The sequence below is a fragment of the Myroides sp. C1519 genome (genome assembly GCF_038039755.1).
Taxonomy (GTDB): domain Bacteria; phylum Bacteroidota; class Bacteroidia; order Flavobacteriales; family Flavobacteriaceae; genus Flavobacterium; species Flavobacterium phaeum_A.
On the sequence record NZ_JBBPHM010000007.1, the window covers coordinates 23,977 to 45,648 of the forward strand.

General features: G+C 33.4%; 15 protein-coding genes. 11 read left to right on the forward strand and 4 right to left on the reverse strand.

The window, feature by feature from the left end; genetic code table 11:
• Positions 1–83 precede the first annotated feature (83 nt).
• On the reverse strand, positions 84–1,247 hold the full coding sequence (locus AABL81_RS05715; RefSeq protein ID WP_158209924.1) for a hypothetical protein: 1,164 nt from the start codon (positions 1,245–1,247) through the stop codon (positions 84–86).
• A 380-nt stretch (positions 1,248–1,627) separates the two neighbouring features.
• Positions 1,628–4,375, reverse strand: a complete 2,748-nt coding sequence (locus tag AABL81_RS05720) for a TonB-dependent receptor (protein WP_341340546.1) — start codon at positions 4,373–4,375, stop codon at positions 1,628–1,630.
• Positions 4,376–4,557: 182 nt separating this feature from the next.
• Here AABL81_RS05720 and AABL81_RS05725 point away from each other — a divergent pair, with 182 nt between their 5' ends.
• The 5 genes from AABL81_RS05725 (at position 4,558) to AABL81_RS05745 (ending at position 8,047) form a co-directional block, all read left to right on the forward strand.
• Positions 4,558–5,250: a response regulator transcription factor gene (locus AABL81_RS05725; protein ID WP_158209926.1), complete on the forward strand. Its 693-nt coding sequence runs from the start codon at positions 4,558–4,560 to the stop codon at positions 5,248–5,250.
• A gap of 3 nt (positions 5,251–5,253) precedes the next feature.
• Positions 5,254–6,315: a sensor histidine kinase gene (locus AABL81_RS05730; RefSeq protein WP_341340547.1), complete on the forward strand. Its 1,062-nt coding sequence runs from the start codon at positions 5,254–5,256 to the stop codon at positions 6,313–6,315.
• A 100-nt stretch (positions 6,316–6,415) separates the two neighbouring features.
• Positions 6,416–7,087 carry a tRNA (guanosine(46)-N7)-methyltransferase TrmB gene (trmB, locus tag AABL81_RS05735; protein WP_341340548.1) on the forward strand — a complete coding sequence of 224 codons (672 nt, stop codon included), beginning with the start codon at positions 6,416–6,418 and terminating at the stop codon, positions 7,085–7,087.
• Between the two features lies 1 nt (position 7,088).
• The gene (locus AABL81_RS05740) at positions 7,089–7,715 is read left to right on the forward strand and encodes an amino acid permease (protein ID WP_158209929.1); all 627 of its coding nucleotides are present in this window, start codon (positions 7,089–7,091) and stop codon (positions 7,713–7,715) included.
• Positions 7,715–8,047, forward strand: a complete 333-nt coding sequence (locus AABL81_RS05745) for an MGMT family protein (protein WP_158209930.1) — start codon at positions 7,715–7,717, stop codon at positions 8,045–8,047. The genes AABL81_RS05740 and AABL81_RS05745 overlap by 1 nt, the downstream gene beginning before the upstream one ends.
• Positions 8,048–8,854: 807 nt before the next feature.
• On the opposite strand, the gene AABL81_RS05750 is transcribed toward AABL81_RS05745, so the two are convergent.
• Entirely contained in the window at positions 8,855–10,180 is a 1,326-nt protein-coding gene (locus AABL81_RS05750) for a sensor histidine kinase (RefSeq protein WP_341340549.1), read from the reverse strand.
• A 14-nt stretch (positions 10,181–10,194) separates the two neighbouring features.
• Positions 10,195–11,541, reverse strand: a complete 1,347-nt coding sequence (locus AABL81_RS05755) for a sigma-54-dependent transcriptional regulator (RefSeq protein WP_158209932.1) — start codon at positions 11,539–11,541, stop codon at positions 10,195–10,197.
• A 154-nt stretch (positions 11,542–11,695) separates the two neighbouring features.
• Here AABL81_RS05755 and AABL81_RS05760 point away from each other — a divergent pair, with 154 nt between their 5' ends.
• From AABL81_RS05760 to AABL81_RS05785, 6 genes are read left to right on the forward strand one after another with little or no spacing between them, the layout of a single operon-like run.
• Positions 11,696–12,937 (forward strand): efflux RND transporter periplasmic adaptor subunit, encoded by a 1,242-nt coding sequence (locus AABL81_RS05760; RefSeq protein ID WP_341340550.1) that lies wholly within the window; start codon positions 11,696–11,698, stop codon positions 12,935–12,937.
• A 23-nt stretch (positions 12,938–12,960) separates the two neighbouring features.
• A complete protein-coding gene (locus tag AABL81_RS05765; RefSeq protein ID WP_199269114.1) occupies positions 12,961–13,644 on the forward strand; it encodes an ABC transporter ATP-binding protein in 684 nt (227 codons plus the stop codon).
• A gap of 13 nt (positions 13,645–13,657) precedes the next feature.
• Positions 13,658–14,419, forward strand: coding sequence for a GIN domain-containing protein (locus AABL81_RS05770; RefSeq protein WP_158209935.1), 762 nt, complete (start codon positions 13,658–13,660; stop codon positions 14,417–14,419).
• 6 nt (positions 14,420–14,425) lie between these two features.
• Positions 14,426–16,804, forward strand: a complete 2,379-nt coding sequence (locus AABL81_RS05775; RefSeq protein WP_341340551.1) for an ABC transporter permease — start codon at positions 14,426–14,428, stop codon at positions 16,802–16,804.
• Positions 16,797–19,235: an ABC transporter permease gene (locus AABL81_RS05780; protein WP_341340552.1), complete on the forward strand. Its 2,439-nt coding sequence runs from the start codon at positions 16,797–16,799 to the stop codon at positions 19,233–19,235. The genes AABL81_RS05775 and AABL81_RS05780 overlap by 8 nt, the downstream gene beginning before the upstream one ends.
• Position 19,236: 1 nt before the next feature.
• On the forward strand, positions 19,237–21,654 hold the full coding sequence (locus AABL81_RS05785) for an ABC transporter permease (RefSeq protein WP_341340553.1): 2,418 nt from the start codon (positions 19,237–19,239) through the stop codon (positions 21,652–21,654).
• Positions 21,655–21,672: the final 18 nt, after the last annotated feature.

Sequence of the window (21,672 nt, forward strand, 5' to 3'; positions counted from 1 at the left end):
TAATTCTAATAAAAAATTAAAAAGCGTATGCTTTTTAGGGCATACGCTTTTTTTTAACATTTTTTATTTTGAAAAGTGATATATTATAGTCCCACTGTCCATCCTTTTGTCCATTCTGGAACACCAGCACCATTACCAGCACCGCTGTTATTTGCTTCACTTAGTACTTTAGTTGCATCAGAAGCATTTCCTTTTGTGTCTTTACCAGAAACTTTAGTTGTTACATCAATTAACTGTACATTTTTAACAAATAAAGAACCTTTAGATACGTTGTCAAGTGTTTCATCGTGTTCAACATCGATACCTACTTTCCATCCGCTTAATACTATATTTGAGATTTGACCTTTAGTCCCTTCACGTAATTTTAAGGCAGTACCTTCTCCTTTTTTAGCAGAGATTAAAGTAACTCCGTCAATTTTTGGATTAGAATAAGGATTTGCACTTCTGTTGTTGCTATTATTGTCTGCTTCAAATCCTCTGTCTGCAGTTCCTGATTGTTTAGAATACCAGAATTTGTTTTCTTGGCCATTCCATCCTTCAGTCCAATCGAATTGGTCGTCATCGTTGTTTGTAGATACTAAATATTGCGCACTTACAGTTCCACCAAACCACTCAAAACCATCATCTGAACCTTCGTGTGCTTGTACATATTGTATAGTAGTACCGCTACCAACACCAAACATTGAAAGACCATTAAATTCTTTTTCACTGTTGTAGTTTGCTCCAGCATATTCAATTCTTAAGTACTTGATTGAACCTGAGTTGTCGTTTGCAACATCTCCACCGTACGTTAAGTCTGATACTTCAGCAGTAGCAGATGTTCCTTTATTAATAGGTGCTTTACCACATAATACTAAACCTCCCCAGCTACCTCTTTCTTTTTCAGCAGCAGTCATAACAACTGGATTGTTTTTATTTCCTTCAACAAAGATTTGTCCTCCTTGTGCAACAGCGATATATGCGCTTGTTCCTCCTGTTCCGATAATTACAACACCTTCAGGAATAGTTAACTTAGCACCATCTCCAACGACAAGTTTACTTTTTAAGTTGTATGTTTTGTTTTTCTCAAGTTTTAAGTGTTCTCCTTTTTTAAGTTCCCCTCCAATTGTGTTTTCTGTTGTTGGTGGAGTAATTGTTCCTCCATCTCCAGGTTTACCTGTGTTGTTTGAATTGTCGTCTGATGAACAGCTTGCAAATAATACTGTTGCTAATGATAGTGTTAATCCAAGTCTAAGTAGCTTTTTCATAATTTAAAAGTGTTATAGTTTTTTTTCTATAACAAAGATGCAGTTGTAATATTACCACTGTGTTAATGAAGTGTGATGAAAATATTAATTATGAATGGGTTATGTGTCTTTTGTGTTAATATAAAGTGAGAGATACATTTAGATAATTACTTGTTTTTCAAGGAGAATATTACACAAGTGACTTTGAAAGGTTATTTTACTTCTATTTTATTGATGTACCTCTGCTGTTAAAAAGTTATTTGTAAGTGTATAAGATTAAAGGCAGTTTTTTAAAATATTTAATTCTAAGAATGGTATTGATTATGGTCAAAAAAAAACCGGTTGAATTTAAATTCAACCGGCATAAGTTCCCTCGAAAAGTTACTTATTTAAACACAACGTTAAAATGTATAATTAAAGCCTAAACTGAAATTAGAACCTACTTTATACGATTGTACTAATATGTCTTGTGTTAGATTCTCTTGTTTTCTTTCAATTTTTGGATCTAATAAGTTTTTAGCTGTAAAACTCATTCCAAAATTTTTAGAGAAGTTCATTTTAAAAGCGAAGTCTAACATTCCAAACGATTTGTCAACTAAGTTTCCTCCTTGTTCAGTACCTAAAGAATATAATTTATCAGAGAAGTGTGCATAAGAAATGGTAGTAGTCAAACTTTGGTCACCCCATTCTTTGATATACGAAAGGTCAGCATTTAATAAGAAGTCTGATGCTCCTGTAAAACTTGCATCTTCGTGTGTAAAAGAAGTACTCAGATATTTGTTTTCACGATTTACCTTTTCATTATCTAACTTTTGGTATGTTTTCATTATTGAAGCATTCACACCACCAGTAATTTTATTTGTATTCACATCATCAAAGCTGATTAAGTTTTTTCGAACCTCAATTTCCACTCCAGCTGCATAACCATAATCACCTGTGTTAGCATACGTGATATCATTTGAAGACGAAGAAGAAACAATCTCATTTATTGGATTTTCGATGTATTTACCAAAACCAGTTACAGAGAACACTTCATCATTAGTAGGGAAAAATTCCCATTTTAAGTCAAAGTTATAGTCGTCAGAAGCGTATAAGTCAGGGTTACCCACTTTAATTTCTGTTACATCTTCATAAATAAAACGCGCTCTTTCTTTGAATTGAGGCAGGGTATATGTTTTAGAAAAAGCAAATCTTAAATTGTTTTTATCATTAACTGCATATCGCAAAGACAAACTTGGTAAGAAGGCATTCTTAGAAAACTTATTCTCTGTTTTTATTACATCCAATTGCGTTTGCCAATCAACATTCTGAGATATCTTTTCAAAACGCAATCCTACAATACCTGAAAGTCTGTCTGATAATTTATATTCCACATTTGCAAAACCAGCGTTGATAAGTAAATCACCATTATAAGTCTGTGGTTTCAATGCATCAGGCGTATTTACACCACCTCTAAAAGTATACGTTTTGAAGTATCCGTTTTCAAAGTTAGTTTGATTGAAGAACTGATCTAAAGCATACGGATTAATATTATTATTGTATTCATTGTTGATTTGGAATACGAATTGAGTTGCTTCAAATTTGCGCTCTTTGCTTCTCATATTATATCCAACAGTAAGTTTACCATTGTATAAATTCTCTTCGTTTTTACCGAATTTATAATCTACAGCCAAGTTTGCTGCTATTTCATTTTCAGTAAGGTCTTCAAAGTAACGGTTGTTATCAGATCTTGAGTTTATTGAAAACTTATAAGCATCGCTATCTTTTAGTTTGTTGATTGTGTACTGTTGTCTGTCTGGAGTTTGTGCTGAAACACGGTTATATGCAACTCCCCAGTTTAAGTCAAATTGTTCTGTTAAGTTGTGAGTACCTAATAACTGATTAACAAACAACATATCTTGTTTATAGTTCTGTCTATTTAAGAAAGTATGGTCAGTATTGTCAAGTGTGATATCTCTGATGAATCCGCGGTATTCATCATTTTTTTCTTGAGAATCGTTGATGAATAATACGTTGTATTTAATACTGTTTTTAGCATTGATGTTGTAATCAGCATTAAACATTGCAGTAGTATTTGTATTGTATTCAAAAGACTCCATCTCTAAGTTCTTAGTAAAGTCGTTTTGCGCTTGTGCTGTGCGAGAAATACCCTTTTTGTGTTTGAAATTATTGCTAAAAGAAACTGTAGCAAATAAATTTAAAGACGATTCAGCTCCAAAGTAAAATGATTTACCACCATCTAAGCTAAGACCTAATCCATATGGAGTTCTCTCATTAGTCTGCGTAGTATTTGTAAAAGTATAAGCAGCTAAAGGATTAGTAGGAATGTCTTTTTTAGAAAAACCAATATAGTTTCTATTACCTGTTGTTCTAAAGCTATTTTGTTCAAAAGCATTTGAGTTAAGATTTGAACTAACTCCTAATTGTACATAACCTTCTCCACTGTGTTTTTTAGAAATAATATCAATATTACCCCCTGCAAAATCTCCATAATTACGAGTACTATACGTTTTGTCGATAGATAAATATTCAACAATATCTGTATTAAAGATGTTTAAGCTGATATTTTTCTTTTCCGGATCATTTGAAGAAAGAGGTAGCCCATTGAAAGAAGTACTATTGTAACGGTCACCTAATCCTCTTACGAAGATAGTTCCAGAGCCTTCTTGTTTAGAAACCCCTGTTGTTTTTGTCACAGCAGTCGCAACATCACTAACCCCTTTACGAGAAAGTTCTTGAGAACCGATATGCTGTTTGATTTCAGCAGAGCGTTGTTGCTCAATTAATAAAGCAGACTCTCTTGCTTTAGAGCGAGTAGCAGTAACAACTACCCCTTCTAATTCTACGTGTTCATCTTGTAAAGCTACATTAAGAGCTTTTTTTTCTTTTGCAGTAACTGTAATTTTTTGTTCTTGCTGAAGGTATCCGATATATTCAAAAATAATTATGTGTGTACCAGGATCTAAAGCTATTTGGTAGTTTCCGTCAAGATCTGTATTTACTCCAATTGATGTATTTTTAATACTAACAGTAGCATACGGTAAAGGTTCTTTGGTTGTGTTGTCTGTTATTTTTCCTTTGATTTCTGCTTTTTGGCCAAAGGCGATTGCAGTTGCCAATAAAAAAATAATTGATAAGTAGTTTTTCATAAAAATTTAAAAGTTGTGTTTATGAAGACAAATAACCTTTGTTTTTTGTGGAATAGCATTAATCTAATATTATGATTTTATAATCTAATATTAATTAATTGTTAACATATTAATTAATTGTAAAGTAAGTGTTTACTTCTATTTAATATTCTATATTTGGAAGGTAAAACATTGTTGAAATCATGAAAAACTCGAAGATTAAAATTTTGTTGGTAGATGATGACCTGGATATAATAGACGTTATTAATTACAATCTAAAAAAAGAAGGTTATAAGATTTTAGTTGCTAATAGTGGTGCGGAAGCATTAGAAATAGCAAGAAAAGTAAAGCCACATTTAATATTGCTTGACGTTATGATGCCTGAAATGGATGGTATAGAAACGTGTGAAGGGTTAAGAAAGATGAAAGGACTTTCTAATACGGTAATTGCATTTTTATCAGCAAGAGGAGAAGATTATTCTCAAGTTGCAGGATATGATGCTGGAGCAGATGATTATATAACTAAGCCTATACGACCAAAAGTTTTAATAGGTAAAGTAAAGGGATTACTTAGGCGTTTTGTAACTGATGAAGAAAATAATGGTGATTCGGTTTCTTTTGGAGACTTAGTTATTAATAGAGTGATGTATAAGGTTTTCTTGAAAGACGAAGAGATAAGACTCCCTAAAAAGGAGTTTGAATTGTTATCGCTATTGAGTTCTAATCCAGGAAAAGTATTTGATAGATATGAAATCCTTGATCTTATATGGGGAGTTGATGTTGTAGTAAACGATCGTACAATTGACGTTCACGTAAAAAAACTTCGCAGTAAGCTTGGCGAAAATATTATTAAGACTATCAAAGGAGTTGGCTATAAATTTGAAATGGAGGATTAACCAATGGCTGTTAAGTTTAAGAACTCTTATAAGTTTGCAATAAAGTCATCATCTGTGATTACTTTGATTAGCTTTATTGTATTATTTCCATTTACTTTTTTCTTTTTAGAGATTTCTGTGTGGTACCTTTTATTGTATTGTGCCTTTCTTTATACTATATCCTTTTTTATTCTACAATATAGAGTGGAGTACTTTATTTACCGTAGGATTAAAAAAATTTATGACAATGTTTCACTTTTAGAGCATAGTGAATTAAGATCGAGATCTGTAACGACGGATATTAAAACACTTACAGAAGAGATTGAAAAGTTTGCTTTAAACAAGAAAATAGAAGTAGAATCCTTAGAAGTTCGCGAAGAGTACAGACGTGAATTCTTAGGTAATATTTCACACGAATTAAAAACTCCCCTTTTTACAATCCAAAGCTATTTAGACACACTAATTGATGGTGCTGTTGATGACTTAGAAGTGCGCGATAACTATTTAGAACGTACAAGTCTCAGTGTAGAGCGATTAATCTATATTGTACAAGACTTGGATATGATTACTAAATTAGAAACAGGTCGACTTCATTTAAACCAAACTACATTTGATATTGTTGAGACTATTCAACATGCGTTTGACTTTTTAGAATATAAGGCTAAAAAACGCAATATTTCTTTGATTTTTGATATGAACTATGACAAGCCTATTTATGTAGTAGGAGATAAAGAGCGCATAGGTCAAGTTGTAACGAACTTAATTGACAACTCTATTAAATACGGTAAAGAAAAGGGAACTACTGAAGTAAGTATAGAAGACCTTGTGAAGAATAAATTAATCGTGAGAGTTACCGATAACGGAATAGGGATTAAAAAAGAGAATATCTCTCGTTTATTTGAACGTTTTTATCGCATTGATAAAAGTGGGTCACGAACAGTAGGAGGCTCAGGATTAGGACTCTCTATTGTAAAACATATTGTTGAAGCTCACGATGAACACATCTATGTAGAGAGTAGTTATGGCTATGGATCTGAATTTTCATTTACCTTAGAAAAGGCTTTAACGAGTAAGCTTGAAAAATAAAATCTGTATCTTATTGACAGATAGCGTTAAAGAAAAAAATAAAAAATTTTACTTTCGGTATAATTACTTAATTTTGCGCAAATTTTTAATTGAATAAAACGTGGGAAGTAAAAATAAATTAAAGCGATTCAGAGAGAACGAAACTTTTGACAACGTGTTTCAACCTACAAGAGAAGAAATGCTTGAAAATTTACCACAGAAAGGTAACTGGGGTAAAGAAGTATTTAAAAACGACAATCCAATTATCCTTGAGTTAGGATGTGGAAAAGGAGAGTACACTGTTGAGTTAGCAAAGCGTTTTCCTGAAAAGAACTTTATTGGAATAGACATCAAAGGAGCTCGTTTTTGGCGAGGTGCAAAAACTGCTGTTGATTCTGGAATGAATAATGTAGCTTTTTTACGTACTCAAATTGAATTGATTGAATACGCATTTGCACAAGGAGAAGTTAGTGAGATATGGATTACTTTCCCAGACCCTCAAATCAAGTACAAACGTACAAAACATCGTTTAACAAATAGTGAGTTTTTACAACGTTATAAAGGAATCTTGAAAGAAGATGGTATAATGAACTTAAAAACTGACAGTGAGTTTATGCACGGTTATACTTTAGGTTTATTACACGGAGAAGGACACGAAGTGCTTTACGCTAACCACCACGTTTACAAAAATGAAGGTGCTCCAGCTGTAGTAACAGAAATTCAAACGTTCTACGAATCTCAGTATTTAGAACAAAACAAAGCGATTACTTACATTCAATTCAGAATTAAGTAGAATGGTATTTGAGATATTTACATTACTATTATTAGGATTTTTTGCAGCAACTCTGGGAGTTTCCCTTCCCGGGTTGCTTAATATGACTGCCGTAAAAATAGCAAAGGAAGACGGAGGTAAACAAGCGTTCTTATACGTTTGTGGTGCTTTGGCTGTTATATTTATTCAAACGTATATTGCCATCTTTTTTGCAAAGTTAATTGACTCGAGTCCTGCTATAACAGAAGCATTACACGAAATAGGGCTTGTTATTTTTGGGTTGTTAACTATTTACTTTTTATTCTTTGCTAAGAAAAAAGAGAAGAAGAAAAAACAAAGTCCTTCTAAGCTTAAATCGCCTTTTCTATACGGAGGTTTATTAGCTGCTATTAATGTATTCCCAATACCTTATTACGTATTTTTAAGTGTTACTTTGGCCAGTTACAACTATCCTATTTTTGAGATGATTTATACGATTTTCTTTTCATTAGGAGTTGTTTTGGGTTCTGGGTTAATGTTTTATATCTACGTTTCTTTCTTTAAAAAGCCTTCACGTGAAGACGCTTTTATCCTCAAAAATATCAATTATGTGATTGGTTCAATCACAGGAGTAATCAGTTTAATTACCATTTACAAGCTGTTTTCGTAATGGCAGAGAAAGACAATTTCTTTGAGCGAGTTTATGCCGTTGTAAGGCAAATACCTGAAGGAAGGGTTACAACGTATGGCGCTATTGCAAAGGCGATAGGTGCTGCAAAGTCAGCCCGAATGGTTGGTTATGCGATGAATGCTTCTCATTTTGACGACACAGTGCCCGCACATCGCGTTGTAAACCGCGTTGGACTACTAAGTGGTAAGCATCATTTTGATGGAACTAACCTTATGCAACAGCTTTTAGAGAGTGAAGGGGTTGTTATTAAAGACAATAAAGTTCAAAACTTCCAAGAACTATTGTGGATACCTCCTGTATGTATAGAATAGTAATTATTCTGGGCTTTATTTATTATATCAGTTAGTTTCTTTTTTGAAAAACAAGGAGAAGAAGTAAAAAGTACCATTGTACAAAGCACCATTTTTTTGAGCTAAAAAGTTATTTAATGACTCTTTTGTAAAGCTTTTTTCTATAAAAACACTATTCAAAAGTTGTTTTTTCTTCAAATTAACCTATTTCAACCCTTTTTTTTGTAGTTAATTATAAATCTTTTTTCTTGCCCAAAAAAGGCTGTGTAAAAAAGATAAATCTCTTGTATCTCTTGCTATCAAAGAGTTTGTAAATGCTATTAGGATTGCATTCTCTTGTTAGCAGTAGGATTTATAGTATAATTTAGTCCAATTTTTAGATTAGTTATTGTCTGATATACACGCAAAATTGTCTGACAATTGTCCGAGTTTACTGGCCTGAGCATCATTTTAGTCGGACAACTGTCGGAGGATTGTCAGACAAGCCTCAGAGGAGCCTAAAAATAGAGCTTTGTCATTGTATTTTAAAAGAGTCTTTTTACTTAGTCTGTATAGGTAATTTGTCTCCGTTTAAATAATATTCAGCTTCTTTCTTTATAAGATGTAATTGGTGGTGTAGCACATCAAAAAGAAATTTTCTTTAAAGGCAAATATATTCTCAGGCAAAGTATTGTAGTTTAGGGAATTTAAAGGAATTTACAACAAGTAAACAAAGAGTAGGACATAACAATGCAGTAGTTAAATAGCCTACGAATACTCTTATAGCATTGCCAAGTGCTAAACGTTAAGTGAGATAAATGATGTCTACTATTTAGAGAGTAATCATTTTTAGGTAAGAGGGAAATTTAATGCGAATACAGTCGTTTCTTCCTTGCGACTATAAGAAAGATAACCATTGTGCATTTCTACGATATTTTTAGATAACGGCAGACCAATTCCAGCTCCTTCTTCACGGGTAGTGTAGAAAGGAATAAAAATCTTGTCCTTAATAGCCTCTTCTATACCAGGGCCATTGTCAATAACCTCAATCCACAAGCGATTGTTCTTTTCAAAAAGGTTGAGTTGTATTAACTTATTTTCTTGTTTATTAACAGCAAACATTGCGTTGGTTAATAAGTTTATGATTACTTGTTCCATTTGATGAACATCCCATTCAAGTGTCGGGTTGCTTTCAAAGTTATGCGCTAAGGTAATTTGTTTGTTTTTAAACAAAGGAGACAATGTTTCCATACTGTTTTTCAATACATCAGACACAGCTACTAATTGTTTTTTAGGACTTGGCATCATTGTCAACTTGCGGTAGTTATTGATAAACTGTTGCAAGTGATCTGTTCTATTAACAATAGTGTTTATACTCACCTTTAAGTCGTCAATATCGTCATCTGTCAGCGGAGTTTCTTCGTTTAAAATTTCTTGCGTATTATGAGCTAAAGAGTGAATAGGTGTAAGGGAATTCATAATCTCGTGAGAAATAATCTTCATTAGATTTTCCCACGTATCTCTTTCTTTTTTGTCCAATACCTTTTGAATAGAATCTAATAGAACAATGAAGTATTCTTGATTTTGGCTAACCGTCGTTGAGGTTTGTAAAATGAAGGTTTGTTTTTCATCATTTTCAATTTTAATATCAATAGGTTCTTTCGACTCCTTAAAGCCTAAGTGTTGTAAATGACTTGTCAATGCGGGTAATAAACGGTCTAAGTTTGTCCACGATTTTACCTTTGGAATATCAAACAAATGAGAGAAGTAATCGTTGATCAAAAACACTTCCCATTTGTCTTCTTTTCTTTCAAGGATAACAATTCCCGTTTCTATATTGTTTAGAATGTTGAGGTACACCAATTCTCTAACCTCATTTTCTTGTTGTTTATTTTGTAATTTTTGATATAGCAACTGCAAATTGTTCATTGTCTCATTCGCTTGTGGTTTATTTGATTTCAAAGAGAAGTCATCATAAATCATCGCTAATAATATGCGGTCAATGGTGTTGTAATACTTCTTTTGAAAAAAGTATAATTCCACAAAAAGAACAGCAATTAGCAATACTACTAATAGCAAAGAATAGTACAATCCCTGTGAATATAAATTCATAGCTAATACTCCTGAAAGAAGTATTAAAACGATGCGTATAAATGCTTTAGTGTGAAAAGACATATTGCGTATTCTATTTAGTTTTTAATGTTGTATTTCTCAAGTCTTCTATAAAGAGCAGCTCGTGATAAACCTAACTCTTCTGCCGTTTGACTAATATTGCCTTCGTGTTTTTCTAAGGCTTTTAAGATGGAAACTCGCTCCATATCTTGTAGCGTATTTTCTTCAACAGGACTATCATTTATCATTGTTGATGAAATGCCAAAGTCTGCTAACTTTAATTCAGCTTCATCTGTTAATATCAAAGCACGTTCAACGCGATTTTGCATTTCACGAATATTTCCCTTCCAATCATAAGCTTCTAAAGAAGAAATTGTTTGTTGACTTACCACAGGAACACTTCTCTCGTATTTAGAGGCGTATTCATTGATAAAGAAAGATAAAAGCGGACTAATATCTTCTTTTCGTTCTCTCAAAGGAGGAAGCTGCAGGGTTACTGTATTAATTCGATAATATAAATCTTCTCTAAATAGTTTGTTGTTTACTTCTTGTTCTATTGCAGCATTTGTAGCTGTAATAATTCGAATATCTACAGGGCGAACTTTTGATTCACCTAATCGAATAACACTTTTTGACTGAATTACCTGAAGTAGTTTTGCTTGTAAGTGTAAAGGCACATTTCCAATTTCATCTAAGAAAACAGTACCACCATTTGCTGCTTCAAAACGGCCTTCTGTATCTTGTTTAGCATCTGTAAAAGCCCCTTTAGCATACCCGAATAATTCACTTTCGAACAAGTTTTCATTCAATGAGCCTAAATCAACGTGTATAAACGGTTGGTCTTTTCTTAGGGAGTTGTCGTGAATGTACTTTGCTAATACGTATTTACCCGTACCATTTTCTCCTAAAATAAGCGCATTAACATCCGTTTTAGCAACGCGATTTGCCATTGTATATACCTTTTGAATACTTGGCGCTTCACCAATAAATACCTTATCTTGTTCAGAAGAAACAATAGGTAAGTTCCCTTTTTTACGGGCTTGTTTGACTGCTCCTTTTACAGTTTCAATCAACGCATCATTGTTCCAAGGTTTTAGAATATAATCCGTAGCTCCTAATTTAATTCCTTCAACAGCTGTTTCAATATTTCCATAAGATGTCATTAAGATGATCTGTGTATTAGGCGATAGACGTTTAATTTCTTTAAACCAGAAAATACCTTCTTTTCCGTCTTCAAAACCAACGCGATAATTCATATCCAAAATAACCACATCAACACTGTTTTCTCCTAAATATTCTATTATTTTTTTAGGGTTTGTATTCGTGTTTACTGTTTCAAAATGACGTTTTAATAACATTTTAGCCGCGATTAAAATCTCCGAATTGTCGTCTAATACTAATATGTTGGCTATAATCTTTCTCATAGTAATTTATTGCTGTTTCAAAAGCGGACAAAATAGTGTTCGTTATCGGACACTGTAAATTTGTCTTTTTTTGTAAGGTGTTGATATTTAAGGGTGTGCTATTTTATAGTCTACTGGCACATTTTTCTCATTGTAAAAGAAAAATAGCGTTAGTATGGACAGAACCCTTCCTCGTAAAAATAGAAAAAAACTTAAAGTATTAGTTACTATAGTAGGAATAATACTTTTATTGTTAGCTACTTACTTTACGTTTTTTCAGACGGTAGTCTTAAATGTACCTAAAAAAGAGATAAGAATTAGAGAAGTTACAGAAGACTTTTTTGAGGAGTATATTTCATTTCAGGCACAAGTAGAACCACTACATTCTTTGTTGGTGAATATCGTTGAGGGAGGATCTATTCAGGAGCGCTTTGTAGAAAATGGAAGTATGGTTGAAAAAGGAGAACCTTTAGTACGCATATATAATCCAACTGCGGAGTTCAGTTTTATGTCTCAAGAAGCATCGCTAATTGAACAAATGAATAATTTGAACGTGAATAAGATGAATATTCGAAGTCAAGAACTAAATTTAACAAAAGATTTAATTAGCATCGAATACGACTATAAAAATGCCGAATTGCAATATCAGTTAAACAAAAAGCTATATGACCAAGAGGTACTTTCTCAGAGTGATTGGGATAAAACAAAAGAGACATTGTCTTATCAAAAAAAGCGAAAAGCATTGATGGAAGAGAGTATCGCTAAAGAAAAGCAAAGTAATCAAGTACAGTTACAACAAATGGATCAATCACTGATTGTTTTAGCAAAAAGCTTAGAGAAGTTGAAAGAAAACAAAGGCAACTTTTTATTGAAAGCCCCTATTTCTGGAAGATTATCCTCTTTTGAAGCAGTGTTAGGGAAAACCTACCAAGCAGGTGAAAGTATTGGAAAGATAGATGTAATGGAGGGGTATAAGTTGGTCGCACAAGTTGATGAGTTTTATTTAGACAAGGTAGTTGTTGGACAAAAAGGACAGGTAGATTTAAAAGGACAAATTACAACTGTAGAAGTAACGAAGATATTGCCAGAAGTAAAAAGTGGCCGCTTTGAAGTACAGTTGAAATTTTTGACTGAAGGTGAATTAAAATTACAAGAAGGAACAAGTTTCGGGGTTAAATTATTCTTATCTGGAAAAGAAAAGAGAGTATTATTAGCCAAAGGAAACTTTTATCAAGACACAAAAGGCGAATGGGTATATGTGGTTAAAAATAACAAAGCCCAAAGGCGAAATATAGAAATAGGAAGAGAAAATCCAGCATATTATGAAGTGATATCTGGATTAGAAGTTGGAGAGCAAGTGATTGTATCGAGTTATAAAGATTATTTGAGAGTTGAACATTTAAATATAGAGGATTAGTTATGGTAATATCAATTAAAGAGATGTCTCGTGTTTTCCAAACAGAGGAAGTGGAGACAACAGCATTAAACAAAGTATCCTTAGAAGTGAGAGAAGGAGAGTTTATCTCTGTGATGGGACCTTCAGGATGTGGGAAATCAACATTGTTAAATATCATCGGGTTATTAGATGATGCGTCATCAGGAAGCTATTTGCTGTTAGATAAAGAGATGGTGGGGTTGACAGAAAGTCAACGTGCAAAGATTAGAAAAGAAAACATTGGATTTATATTTCAAAACTTCAATTTAATAGATGAGTTATCTGTTTATGACAACATTGAATTACCGTTGATTTATAATAAAGTGCCAAGTGGAGAACGCAAAAAACGCGTAATGGAAATAGCAGAACGCTTGAATATCGTTCACCGTTTAAAACATTATCCACAACAATTATCAGGGGGACAACAACAACGTGTGGCAGTAGGTCGTGCATTGATTAATAACCCTAAGATTATTTTGGCGGATGAGCCAACGGGTAACTTAGACAGTAAAAATGGTAGTGAGGTAATGGAGTTGTTGACAGATTTACATCAACAAGGGGCAACTATTATAATGGTAACCCACTCTAATCACGATGCTTCTTATTCAGAGCGTACTATTTTGATGAAAGACGGAATGATTCTTTCAGAAAAGGTAAATACCAAAATTGTAGATGTCTTTGCGGACTAAAAAAAGTAAGAATATGATACGTTTTATATTGACTTTATTGCTGATGTTGTGTACTTGGTTAATGAGTGCACAAGGAAAGCAAACAATAACAATCACAGGGGGGGCAACTCATTTATACACTTCGATGCCTATTGAAGTAACTGTGGACCCTACGAAGGATTCTAAAACAGTTGACATCGTTACAACCAAACAAGAAGGGGCTGATGCAATTAGTGTTAGACAAGTAGGAAAGAAAATTTACGTTGATTTATCAAGCGGTAATAGAAAGAGAAATTTTAAGGGCAGTATTGGTAGTATTAAAGTTTCCATTGCTCAAAAAGGAATTGTTAGTTATAACGTAAGTACAGTTTCAAAAGTAATTTTATCAGGAAGAGCAACCGGAGAAAATGTCAATATTAATTTGGATTCAAATGGGTATCTGACAGGTTCTTTTCAAGCGAATACAGTTTCTTTAAATATTGACTCAGCCAGTAAATACGAAGGAGATATTGTAGCGAAAACTATTAAAGCAAATTTGGATAGTGCAGGTAAGGCTGTAGTAACGGGAGATGTAGAAACATTAACAGTGAATATTGACAGTGCTGCGTATTTCAATGGGAAAGGCTTGGTTGCTAAAGATGTAAAAGTAGAGGCAGATTCGATGGGGAAAGCAGAAGTATATCCTACAGAAAGCCTAAATGCCTATGCAGACTCTATGGGGAGTGTGATTTACTACAACACGCCTAAAACACTTAAAAAATACACAGATTCGATGGGATCTGTTAAAGCAAAGTAAACTACGATGTTAACAAATTGGTTTAAAATATATCTAAATTATATCGGTAAGTCTAAGATGTTCTTTCTATGGAACATCCTTGGGTTAGCTATTGGTATGGCTTCCGTTTTAATGGCAGTTGTACACTTGAAAGAGGAGTACAGCTACAACAGATGGATAACAGATATAGACCAATTATATGAAGTTAATATTGAAATGGGGGAACAAGGAAACTCTGTCTTAATTCCCGCAGGTGTAGGTCCATCTTTAATGCAAGCAGGAGAAGTAGAAAGCTACTGTTATTTTGCATTAGAGTACATTGATTTTTATGGAGAAAGTCGCCAAGAACAAGGAATTGTCAATAAGATTCTCAATACGCAGAAGACTTTTTTCGACTTTTATAATTTCGATTTTATCTATGGTCAACCAGAAAGAGTTTTTAATGAAGAGTTGTCTGTGGCGATTTCTGAGCAAACGGCAAAGCGCTTTTTTGGAGAAGTAAATCCAATAGGAGATACACTCTCATTAGCACATCAAAAATATGTGGTTAATGGAGTATATCGCTTGAACCAAAAAGCAACGATAATGCCAGATGTTGTAATTGCTAATATTGAGTGGAACACTGCTGATTCGCCAAGTCTATGGCAAGAGAATACGTCTGGATTAGTGGTTAGAATTTCGAAAGAGCAGCCATTGGAAAATATCAGTAAAAAGGTTAGTACAGAATATCACGAAAAGAGAAAACAAAACAAATACGATAACGATGCGGGAGATAAAATAGCAGTTAAGTTGTCGTCGTTAAAGGAAGGTCGCTTTGATTCTAAGCAAACAGCGTTGTTAGAAGGTCGTTCAAAAATAGAAACTGTAAAGTTGATTTTTGGAAGTTCTCTATTGATATTTTTCTTAGCTATTTTAAACTATATCAGCCTTAATCAAGCCAATGTTTTGAGAAGGGTTAAGGAGTTTAAAATTAGAAGAATTATAGGAGCTTCAAAAAGACAGATAGTAGGACAGATAATTTTCGAAACGGTTTTAAATGCTGTAATCGCTTTGTGTTTAGCACTTGTATTTGTGGAGTTGAGTTTGCCTGTTTACAACAACTTTTTACATAGTGAACTTCAATTTGAAATAGGAAAACTAATAGGTGTTCTTGTGCTATTGTTGTTAGCGGTTATTTGTTTTGGAGGAGTTCTTCCTGCTTTATACGCGAATTATATTGCACTTAGAAACTTAACTAATGCCCCTTTTGTAAAGGGATATAAAGGAGCTGGTTGGCGAGGTACAATTGTAACTGTTCAAGTTGTTATTGCTTTTTTCTTTTTAATTGTTGGTTGGATAATTAACAATCAGGTAGGTTTTATGCAAAAACAACCTTTAGGTTTTGAAGGAGATAATGTTTACCAAGTGAAGTTATACACCCAACAAATCAGACGTAAGTTTTACCGAAATGAGAAGTTGGTGGAGGCTTTACAAGGGATAAAGGGAGTACAAGATGTTTCTTTATCAACTATTTCATACCGTGCAAAAGCAGTTAATCACAATTATACGGCTTATTTAGGATTGAATAAGATTACTGATTTTGTGATGGAGGGAGTAGATGATACTTATATACAGATGCTCGGTTTTGAGCACATTGCTCAAGCTAATATTGCAGTAGATAGTTTGTCAACAGTAGTTGTTAATCAACAATTTGTTGATAAAGTAGGAAAGAGAGCAGATGAAGTAGCTGGAGAGATAATTTCTTTTGATGGGAATACCTATATCGTTAAAGGGGTTATCAACAATTTTTACAGAGATGGGTTTGATGAAGTGATTAAACCGATGGTTTTGTTCAATTGGAAAGACATTGACTTTTTGCCATACAGTATAGAGTCTATTTCTATTTGTATTGACGAAGGAATAAAAGAAGAGACGCTGGAACGCATACAGGCATTTTGGTTGGTTAATGTAGATTATGAATATCCATTTGAACCTATTTTGGTGAAGGAGCAATTTGCTCAGACGTATCAAAAAGTACTATCACAACGCGATATGTTTGTGTTGTGGATTGTTGCCGTAGTGCTAATTTCTTTATTTGGGTTATACGCTGTGATATCATTTGTGGTGGAGCGCAGATTAAAGGAAATAGTTATACGCAAGGTCTTAGGTGCTGATACAGGGCAGATGCTAAGGCAGTTGTTATTGCCTTATGTGATAATGGTAATTGTTGGATATGCCATAGTAGTTTATCCAACCTATTGGTTGATGAATAGATGGCTAATGAGGTTTAGTTATCGACAAGAAATAGAACTATCGCCTTTTATATATGCCTTCTTTCTTTTGTTAGGGTTGATACTCTTGATATTGACAACAAAAGTTTTGAGAGCAACGAGAATTAATGTTTTGAAATACATCAAATATGAATAAGATGATAAAAAATTGGTTGAAAATATATTGGTATCATACAGTTAAGAACAAGATGTATTTCTTGCTGACTGTGATTGGTTTGGCAATCGGTATATCGGCAGTGATATTATCGTCTTTGTATTATTTGGAAGAGTCAAGCTATGACCAATGGAATCCGAATAAGGATGAGATTTATGTTTTGATGAATAAAGGCGAGACAATTACCTATTCAAGTCAGCCAATGCCATTAGGAAGAACGATAAAAGAGAGTTCTTCTGTAGTTGAGGATTATATGTACTATAATTCAGGTTATACGAGTGAATTAGTTGAGTATAACGGAAAAGGAGTAACTATTGAAAAGGTGTTTTTAACACAAGATAATTTCTTTTCTTTTTTTCCTTTTGAATTTGTTTATGGTAGCCCTTCAACAGTTTTTAAAAATCCCAATGATATAGCGATAGAACAAGGTGTTTCAGAACAATTATTTGGAAAGGGAGTTAATTCTATAGGGAAAGAAATTGTAATAAAAGACAAGTATTATATTGTTTCTGGAGTTTATTCAGTAGGAAAAGACAGGGGGTCTGTTAGTCCAAATATAGTTTTAATAGATCTAATGGAAGATATTTTGACCAATGATAATTGGTACACTTCTAATTTTGCTTTGTTGGTTAAAACGAAAGATTCGGGAAAAGTAACAGATGTAATCAATCAAACTTTTTTAGAGAATTATTACAAGCCTATGGCTCTTTCGAAAGGTATTAGTGTAGAAGCCTTAATAAAAGAACAACGCAATCATTTTTATACAGAGCCTGAACTGTATGTGCTAAATGGACTGAGACTTAGTGGAAATGAATATCATTTTCCTGAACGAAATGCAAACATACAGATGCTTAAAATAATGAGTGGTTTATCTATTTTGATTTTGGTGTTGTCTGTGTTCAATTATATCAATTTGACTTTATCTCAAATATTAGGTAGGGGAAAAGAAATCGGAATACGAAAAGCAATTGGGGCAAATAAAAAGGATATTGTGTTGCAAGGATTGTTTGAAGCATTGATAACAGTAGTGATAGCCTTGTTAATAAGTATTGTTTTTGTAGAGTTGATAATACCTTTTATTAACGCCTTTGTACAATCGAATATAGTATTTTCAATTGAAGATTTTCTACCCATATTAATCGGCGTTTTAATCTTTACAGTTTTTCTTGTAGGAGGTTTTCCAGCATTATATTTAGCAAACTATGAAACGCTGTCTGTTCTTAAAGGAAGCTTTTACCGCAGTAAAAAAGGGGATTTTGTTAAAAACACTTTTTTAGTTATTCAGTTTGCTATTGCTTGTTTTTTTATCATTGGTTCTCTTTTAGTAAATCAGCAAGTTAACTTTATGTTGAATAAAGATTTAGGGTTTAAAGGAGATCAGGTTATAGGGATTTCCTTTATGGATAAAGATCGTTGGGATAATGGGGAAGAACGTTTACATAAGTATTTTAACTTCAAAGAAGAGTTGCTTCAAGAATCTGGTATAGAGGGTGTAGCGATAGGTACTACTCATTTTGGTGACAAAGGAGGTTCGGGGACTTTCACTTATTATCCTTACAAAGAAGAAAATGTTTTGACAGCCCAGATCGCGATGGACTATGAGTATTTTGATTTGTATGAAATTAAAATGAAAGAAGGGAGAAATATTGCTAAAGAATTTGCTTCGGATAGTATAAGTAATGTAGTTGTGAATGAAAGTTTTGTAAAAGCAGTAAAGGAACCTTCTCCGATCGGAAAGTTTATAGAAGGTAATGGCTATAAATTTCAAATTATCGGTGTTGTTACCGATTTCAATACATCTGGATTAGAGAGTGGAGTTTCTCCAAGAATGTATATGCATTTAAACACAAGTAAACGCGTTAAAACACAGTTTCAGATAGTTTCTGTAAAACTTAAGCAAGAAAACATACCGGCTACTTTACAGGCTATTGAAAAGATTTGGAATAAGTATAATGTAGGACAGAAAGAGCCTTTTACTTATGAGTTTGTAGATAAGGAATTTGCAAAGACATTTGATAGGGTTCTCTTGGAGAGAAAAGTATTTAGTGTATTGAATTATGTAGTGTTGTTCATTGCCTTATTTGGATTGTTTGCAGTATCCTCATTTACGATTGGTACCAAGCTAAAAGAAGTGGCGATTCGCAAAGTGTTAGGGGCAGAGACCAGTAGCTTATTAAAGCGCTTGAGTATGCAATACGTGGTTTATTGTGTGATTGGTTTTGCTATTGCAGTCTTTCCGAGTTATTATTTTTTGAATAAATGGTTGAGTAATTACGCGTTCCGCATTGAAATAGGGTGGGGCGTGTTTGTAATAAGTTTTGTTGTTATTCTGTGTTTGACCTTACTCATTGTGTTGAGTAGAGCTTATGCAGCAACGAGAATAAATGTTTTGAAATATATCAAATACGAATAAGATGATAAAAAATTGGTTGAAAATATATTGGTACCACACGGTTAAGAACAAGATGTATTTCTTGCTGACTGTGATTGGCTTAGCAATAGGTATATCGGCAGTGATCTTATCGTCTTTGTACTATTTGGAGGAATCAAGCTACGACCAATGGAATCCGAATAAGGATGATGTGTTTGTGGTGGAGTCAAAAGTAGATAAAGATGTTAGTTGGATGAAGCTACCTTATCCCTTTGGCGAAAAGCTAAAAGAACTATCTCCTCAAGTCGTTGATTATAGCTATATGTTCAACTATTATGAAGAAGGAGTATTGATCATAAATGGTGAAAAGAAAGCATATAACAGATTGTTAGATGTGCAGTCTAATTTCTTTGATTTTTTTCCTTTCGAGATTGTAAAAGGAGATAAGAAGAAACCGTTTTCAGGAAAGAAAGCAGCTGTAATACGAGATAAATATGTTAAATATTTATTTGGGGACAAAGACCCTATTGGAGAAGTAATTCGCTATGAAGAGGAGAATTATGTGGTGAGTGGTGTGTTTACTTCAGGTGATAAGAGAAGCTCTGTTGCTGCTAATATCTTGGTCAATTCACAAGATGATTATGTCAAAGAGACTGATAGTTGGGGGAATTACAATGGAACTATTTGGTTAAAGTTAAACGATGTAAACAATAAGAGTCAGGTAGAGGACTTGATAGAAAAGTTATTAATTGATAATCTCTATGCTGTTCAAGCTAAGGCTGAGGGAAAGATTTTAGAAGATTATTTAATAGAAAATCCTTTTGAGAAAGGGTATGTTTTACACGATTTAAGTGGTCAGCGATTAATAAAGGAACTTAATTTGAATGGTACACCAGAAGGAGGGGCAAATGTTCGTTTGTTGTACACAATGATTGGATTATCAGTTTTAATCTTGGTCTTGTCAGTATTTAACTATATCAATATGGTTACTGCACAATCGATTAGTAGAGGTAAAGAAGTGGGAGTGCGCAAAGCAGTAGGAGCAAGCAAGCATAATTTGTGGATTCAAGGAATATTCGAATCGTTGTTAACGACACTGTTTGCTGTGCTAATTGCGATGGTAATAGTAGAGTTTGTATTGCCTTCACTAAAAGGATTTCTAAATACACGAATGGAATTTAAGTTGTTAGATTTCTTGCCGTGGTTGTTGTTGATAACTTTTGGAGTCGTGTTAATTGTTGGAACATTGCCAGCTGTATTCCTTGCTAATTTTAAAACATTAGAGGTTTTAAAAGGAGAAGTAACAAGAAGTAAAAAGGGCGTGAGGTTAAAACAAGGGATGTTGATTGTTCAGTTTGGTATAGCTTGTTTTTTTATTAGTGGGGCCTGGATTGTACAGCAGCAAATTACATATATGTTACAAAAAGACTTAGGCTTTAATGGAGAGCAAGTTGTTTCGGTTCCTTATTTCGGTAAAATTCCGTGGGAGAAAAAACGCGATGTTTATTTCAGTTTAAAAGAGGAGATGTCAAAAGTAAAAGGAGTTGAAGAAGTAAGTACGAGTTCTCTTATGTGGGGTGCAGGAGCAAGTGGAAGTTCATTAAAATATGGAAGTACAAACTCATTAGTCGAAAATGGAGGAATGGACTATAACTTCTTAGATATGCTAAATATCAAAATTAAAGAAGGAAGACAACTTTCAGCAGATTTAGCTTCTGATACAATAAGCAACATATTAGTAAACGAGAATATCGTTAGGAGATTAGGAATGACAGAGCCTATTGGTAAAAAGGTGCAGTGGAATGATTACGAATTTACAATCGTTGGCGTTGTTCAAGATTATCATTTATATGGTTTAAAAAGAGAATATAGTCCTGCTATTTATATGCACTTAAATACAGTGCCTTGGGTAGGGAATACAATCAACTATCTGTTTTTGAAAATAGATGTGAATCATATAGAAAAAACGATGAGTGAGGTTCAAAAGATATGGGAGAGAAGAGATATTTCTGATGAACCGTTTAGTTATGAATTTGTAGATAGGACGTTTGCTAAAACCTTTAACTCTACTTTAAAAGAACGCAATGTTTTCTTGATATTAAACGGTGTTGTCATTTTTATAGCACTGTTTGGACTATATAGTTTAGCCTCTTTTGACATCAATGGAAGATTAAAAGAAGTGGCAATTCGCAAGGTGTTAGGAGCATCAAGAAGAGAATTGTTGAGCCACTTGTCAAAACAGTATTTAGTGATGGGAATAATAGGATTTGTTGTATCAATTTTCCCGAGCTATTACTTTTTAAATAAGTGGTTAAGTAATTATGCATTTCGAATTGAAATATCTGCTATACCATTTATAGTAACATTTGTAGTGATTGCCTTGTTGACGCTTTTCATTGTGTTGATAAAAGCATTTAGTGCTACACGTGTCAATGTTTTGAAGTATATAAAATACGAATAATAAATAGAAACCCCCAAA

What these genes read in the sequence shown, in the direction of transcription:
- AABL81_RS05765 (WP_199269114.1), top strand. Translation starts at nt 12,961, where the DNA reads ATGTCTCGTGTTTTCCAAACAGAGGAAGTGGAGACAACAGCATTAAAC.
- AABL81_RS05730 (WP_341340547.1), top strand. Translation starts at nt 5,254, where the DNA reads ATGGCTGTTAAGTTTAAGAACTCTTATAAGTTTGCAATAAAGTCATCA.
- AABL81_RS05740 (WP_158209929.1), top strand. Translation starts at nt 7,089, where the DNA reads ATGGTATTTGAGATATTTACATTACTATTATTAGGATTTTTTGCAGCA.
- AABL81_RS05775 (WP_341340551.1), top strand. Translation starts at nt 14,426, where the DNA reads ATGTTAACAAATTGGTTTAAAATATATCTAAATTATATCGGTAAGTCT.
- AABL81_RS05750 (WP_341340549.1), bottom strand. Translation starts at nt 10,180, where the DNA reads ATGTCTTTTCACACTAAAGCATTTATACGCATCGTTTTAATACTTCTT.
- AABL81_RS05715 (WP_158209924.1), bottom strand. Translation starts at nt 1,247, where the DNA reads ATGAAAAAGCTACTTAGACTTGGATTAACACTATCATTAGCAACAGTA.
- AABL81_RS05760 (WP_341340550.1), top strand. Translation starts at nt 11,696, where the DNA reads ATGGACAGAACCCTTCCTCGTAAAAATAGAAAAAAACTTAAAGTATTA.
- AABL81_RS05725 (WP_158209926.1), top strand. Translation starts at nt 4,558, where the DNA reads ATGAAAAACTCGAAGATTAAAATTTTGTTGGTAGATGATGACCTGGAT.
- AABL81_RS05720 (WP_341340546.1), bottom strand. Translation starts at nt 4,375, where the DNA reads ATGAAAAACTACTTATCAATTATTTTTTTATTGGCAACTGCAATCGCC.
- AABL81_RS05755 (WP_158209932.1), bottom strand. Translation starts at nt 11,541, where the DNA reads ATGAGAAAGATTATAGCCAACATATTAGTATTAGACGACAATTCGGAG.
- AABL81_RS05780 (WP_341340552.1), top strand. Translation starts at nt 16,797, where the DNA reads ATGAATAAGATGATAAAAAATTGGTTGAAAATATATTGGTATCATACA.
- AABL81_RS05770 (WP_158209935.1), top strand. Translation starts at nt 13,658, where the DNA reads ATGATACGTTTTATATTGACTTTATTGCTGATGTTGTGTACTTGGTTA.
- AABL81_RS05745 (WP_158209930.1), top strand. Translation starts at nt 7,715, where the DNA reads ATGGCAGAGAAAGACAATTTCTTTGAGCGAGTTTATGCCGTTGTAAGG.
- AABL81_RS05785 (WP_341340553.1), top strand. Translation starts at nt 19,237, where the DNA reads ATGATAAAAAATTGGTTGAAAATATATTGGTACCACACGGTTAAGAAC.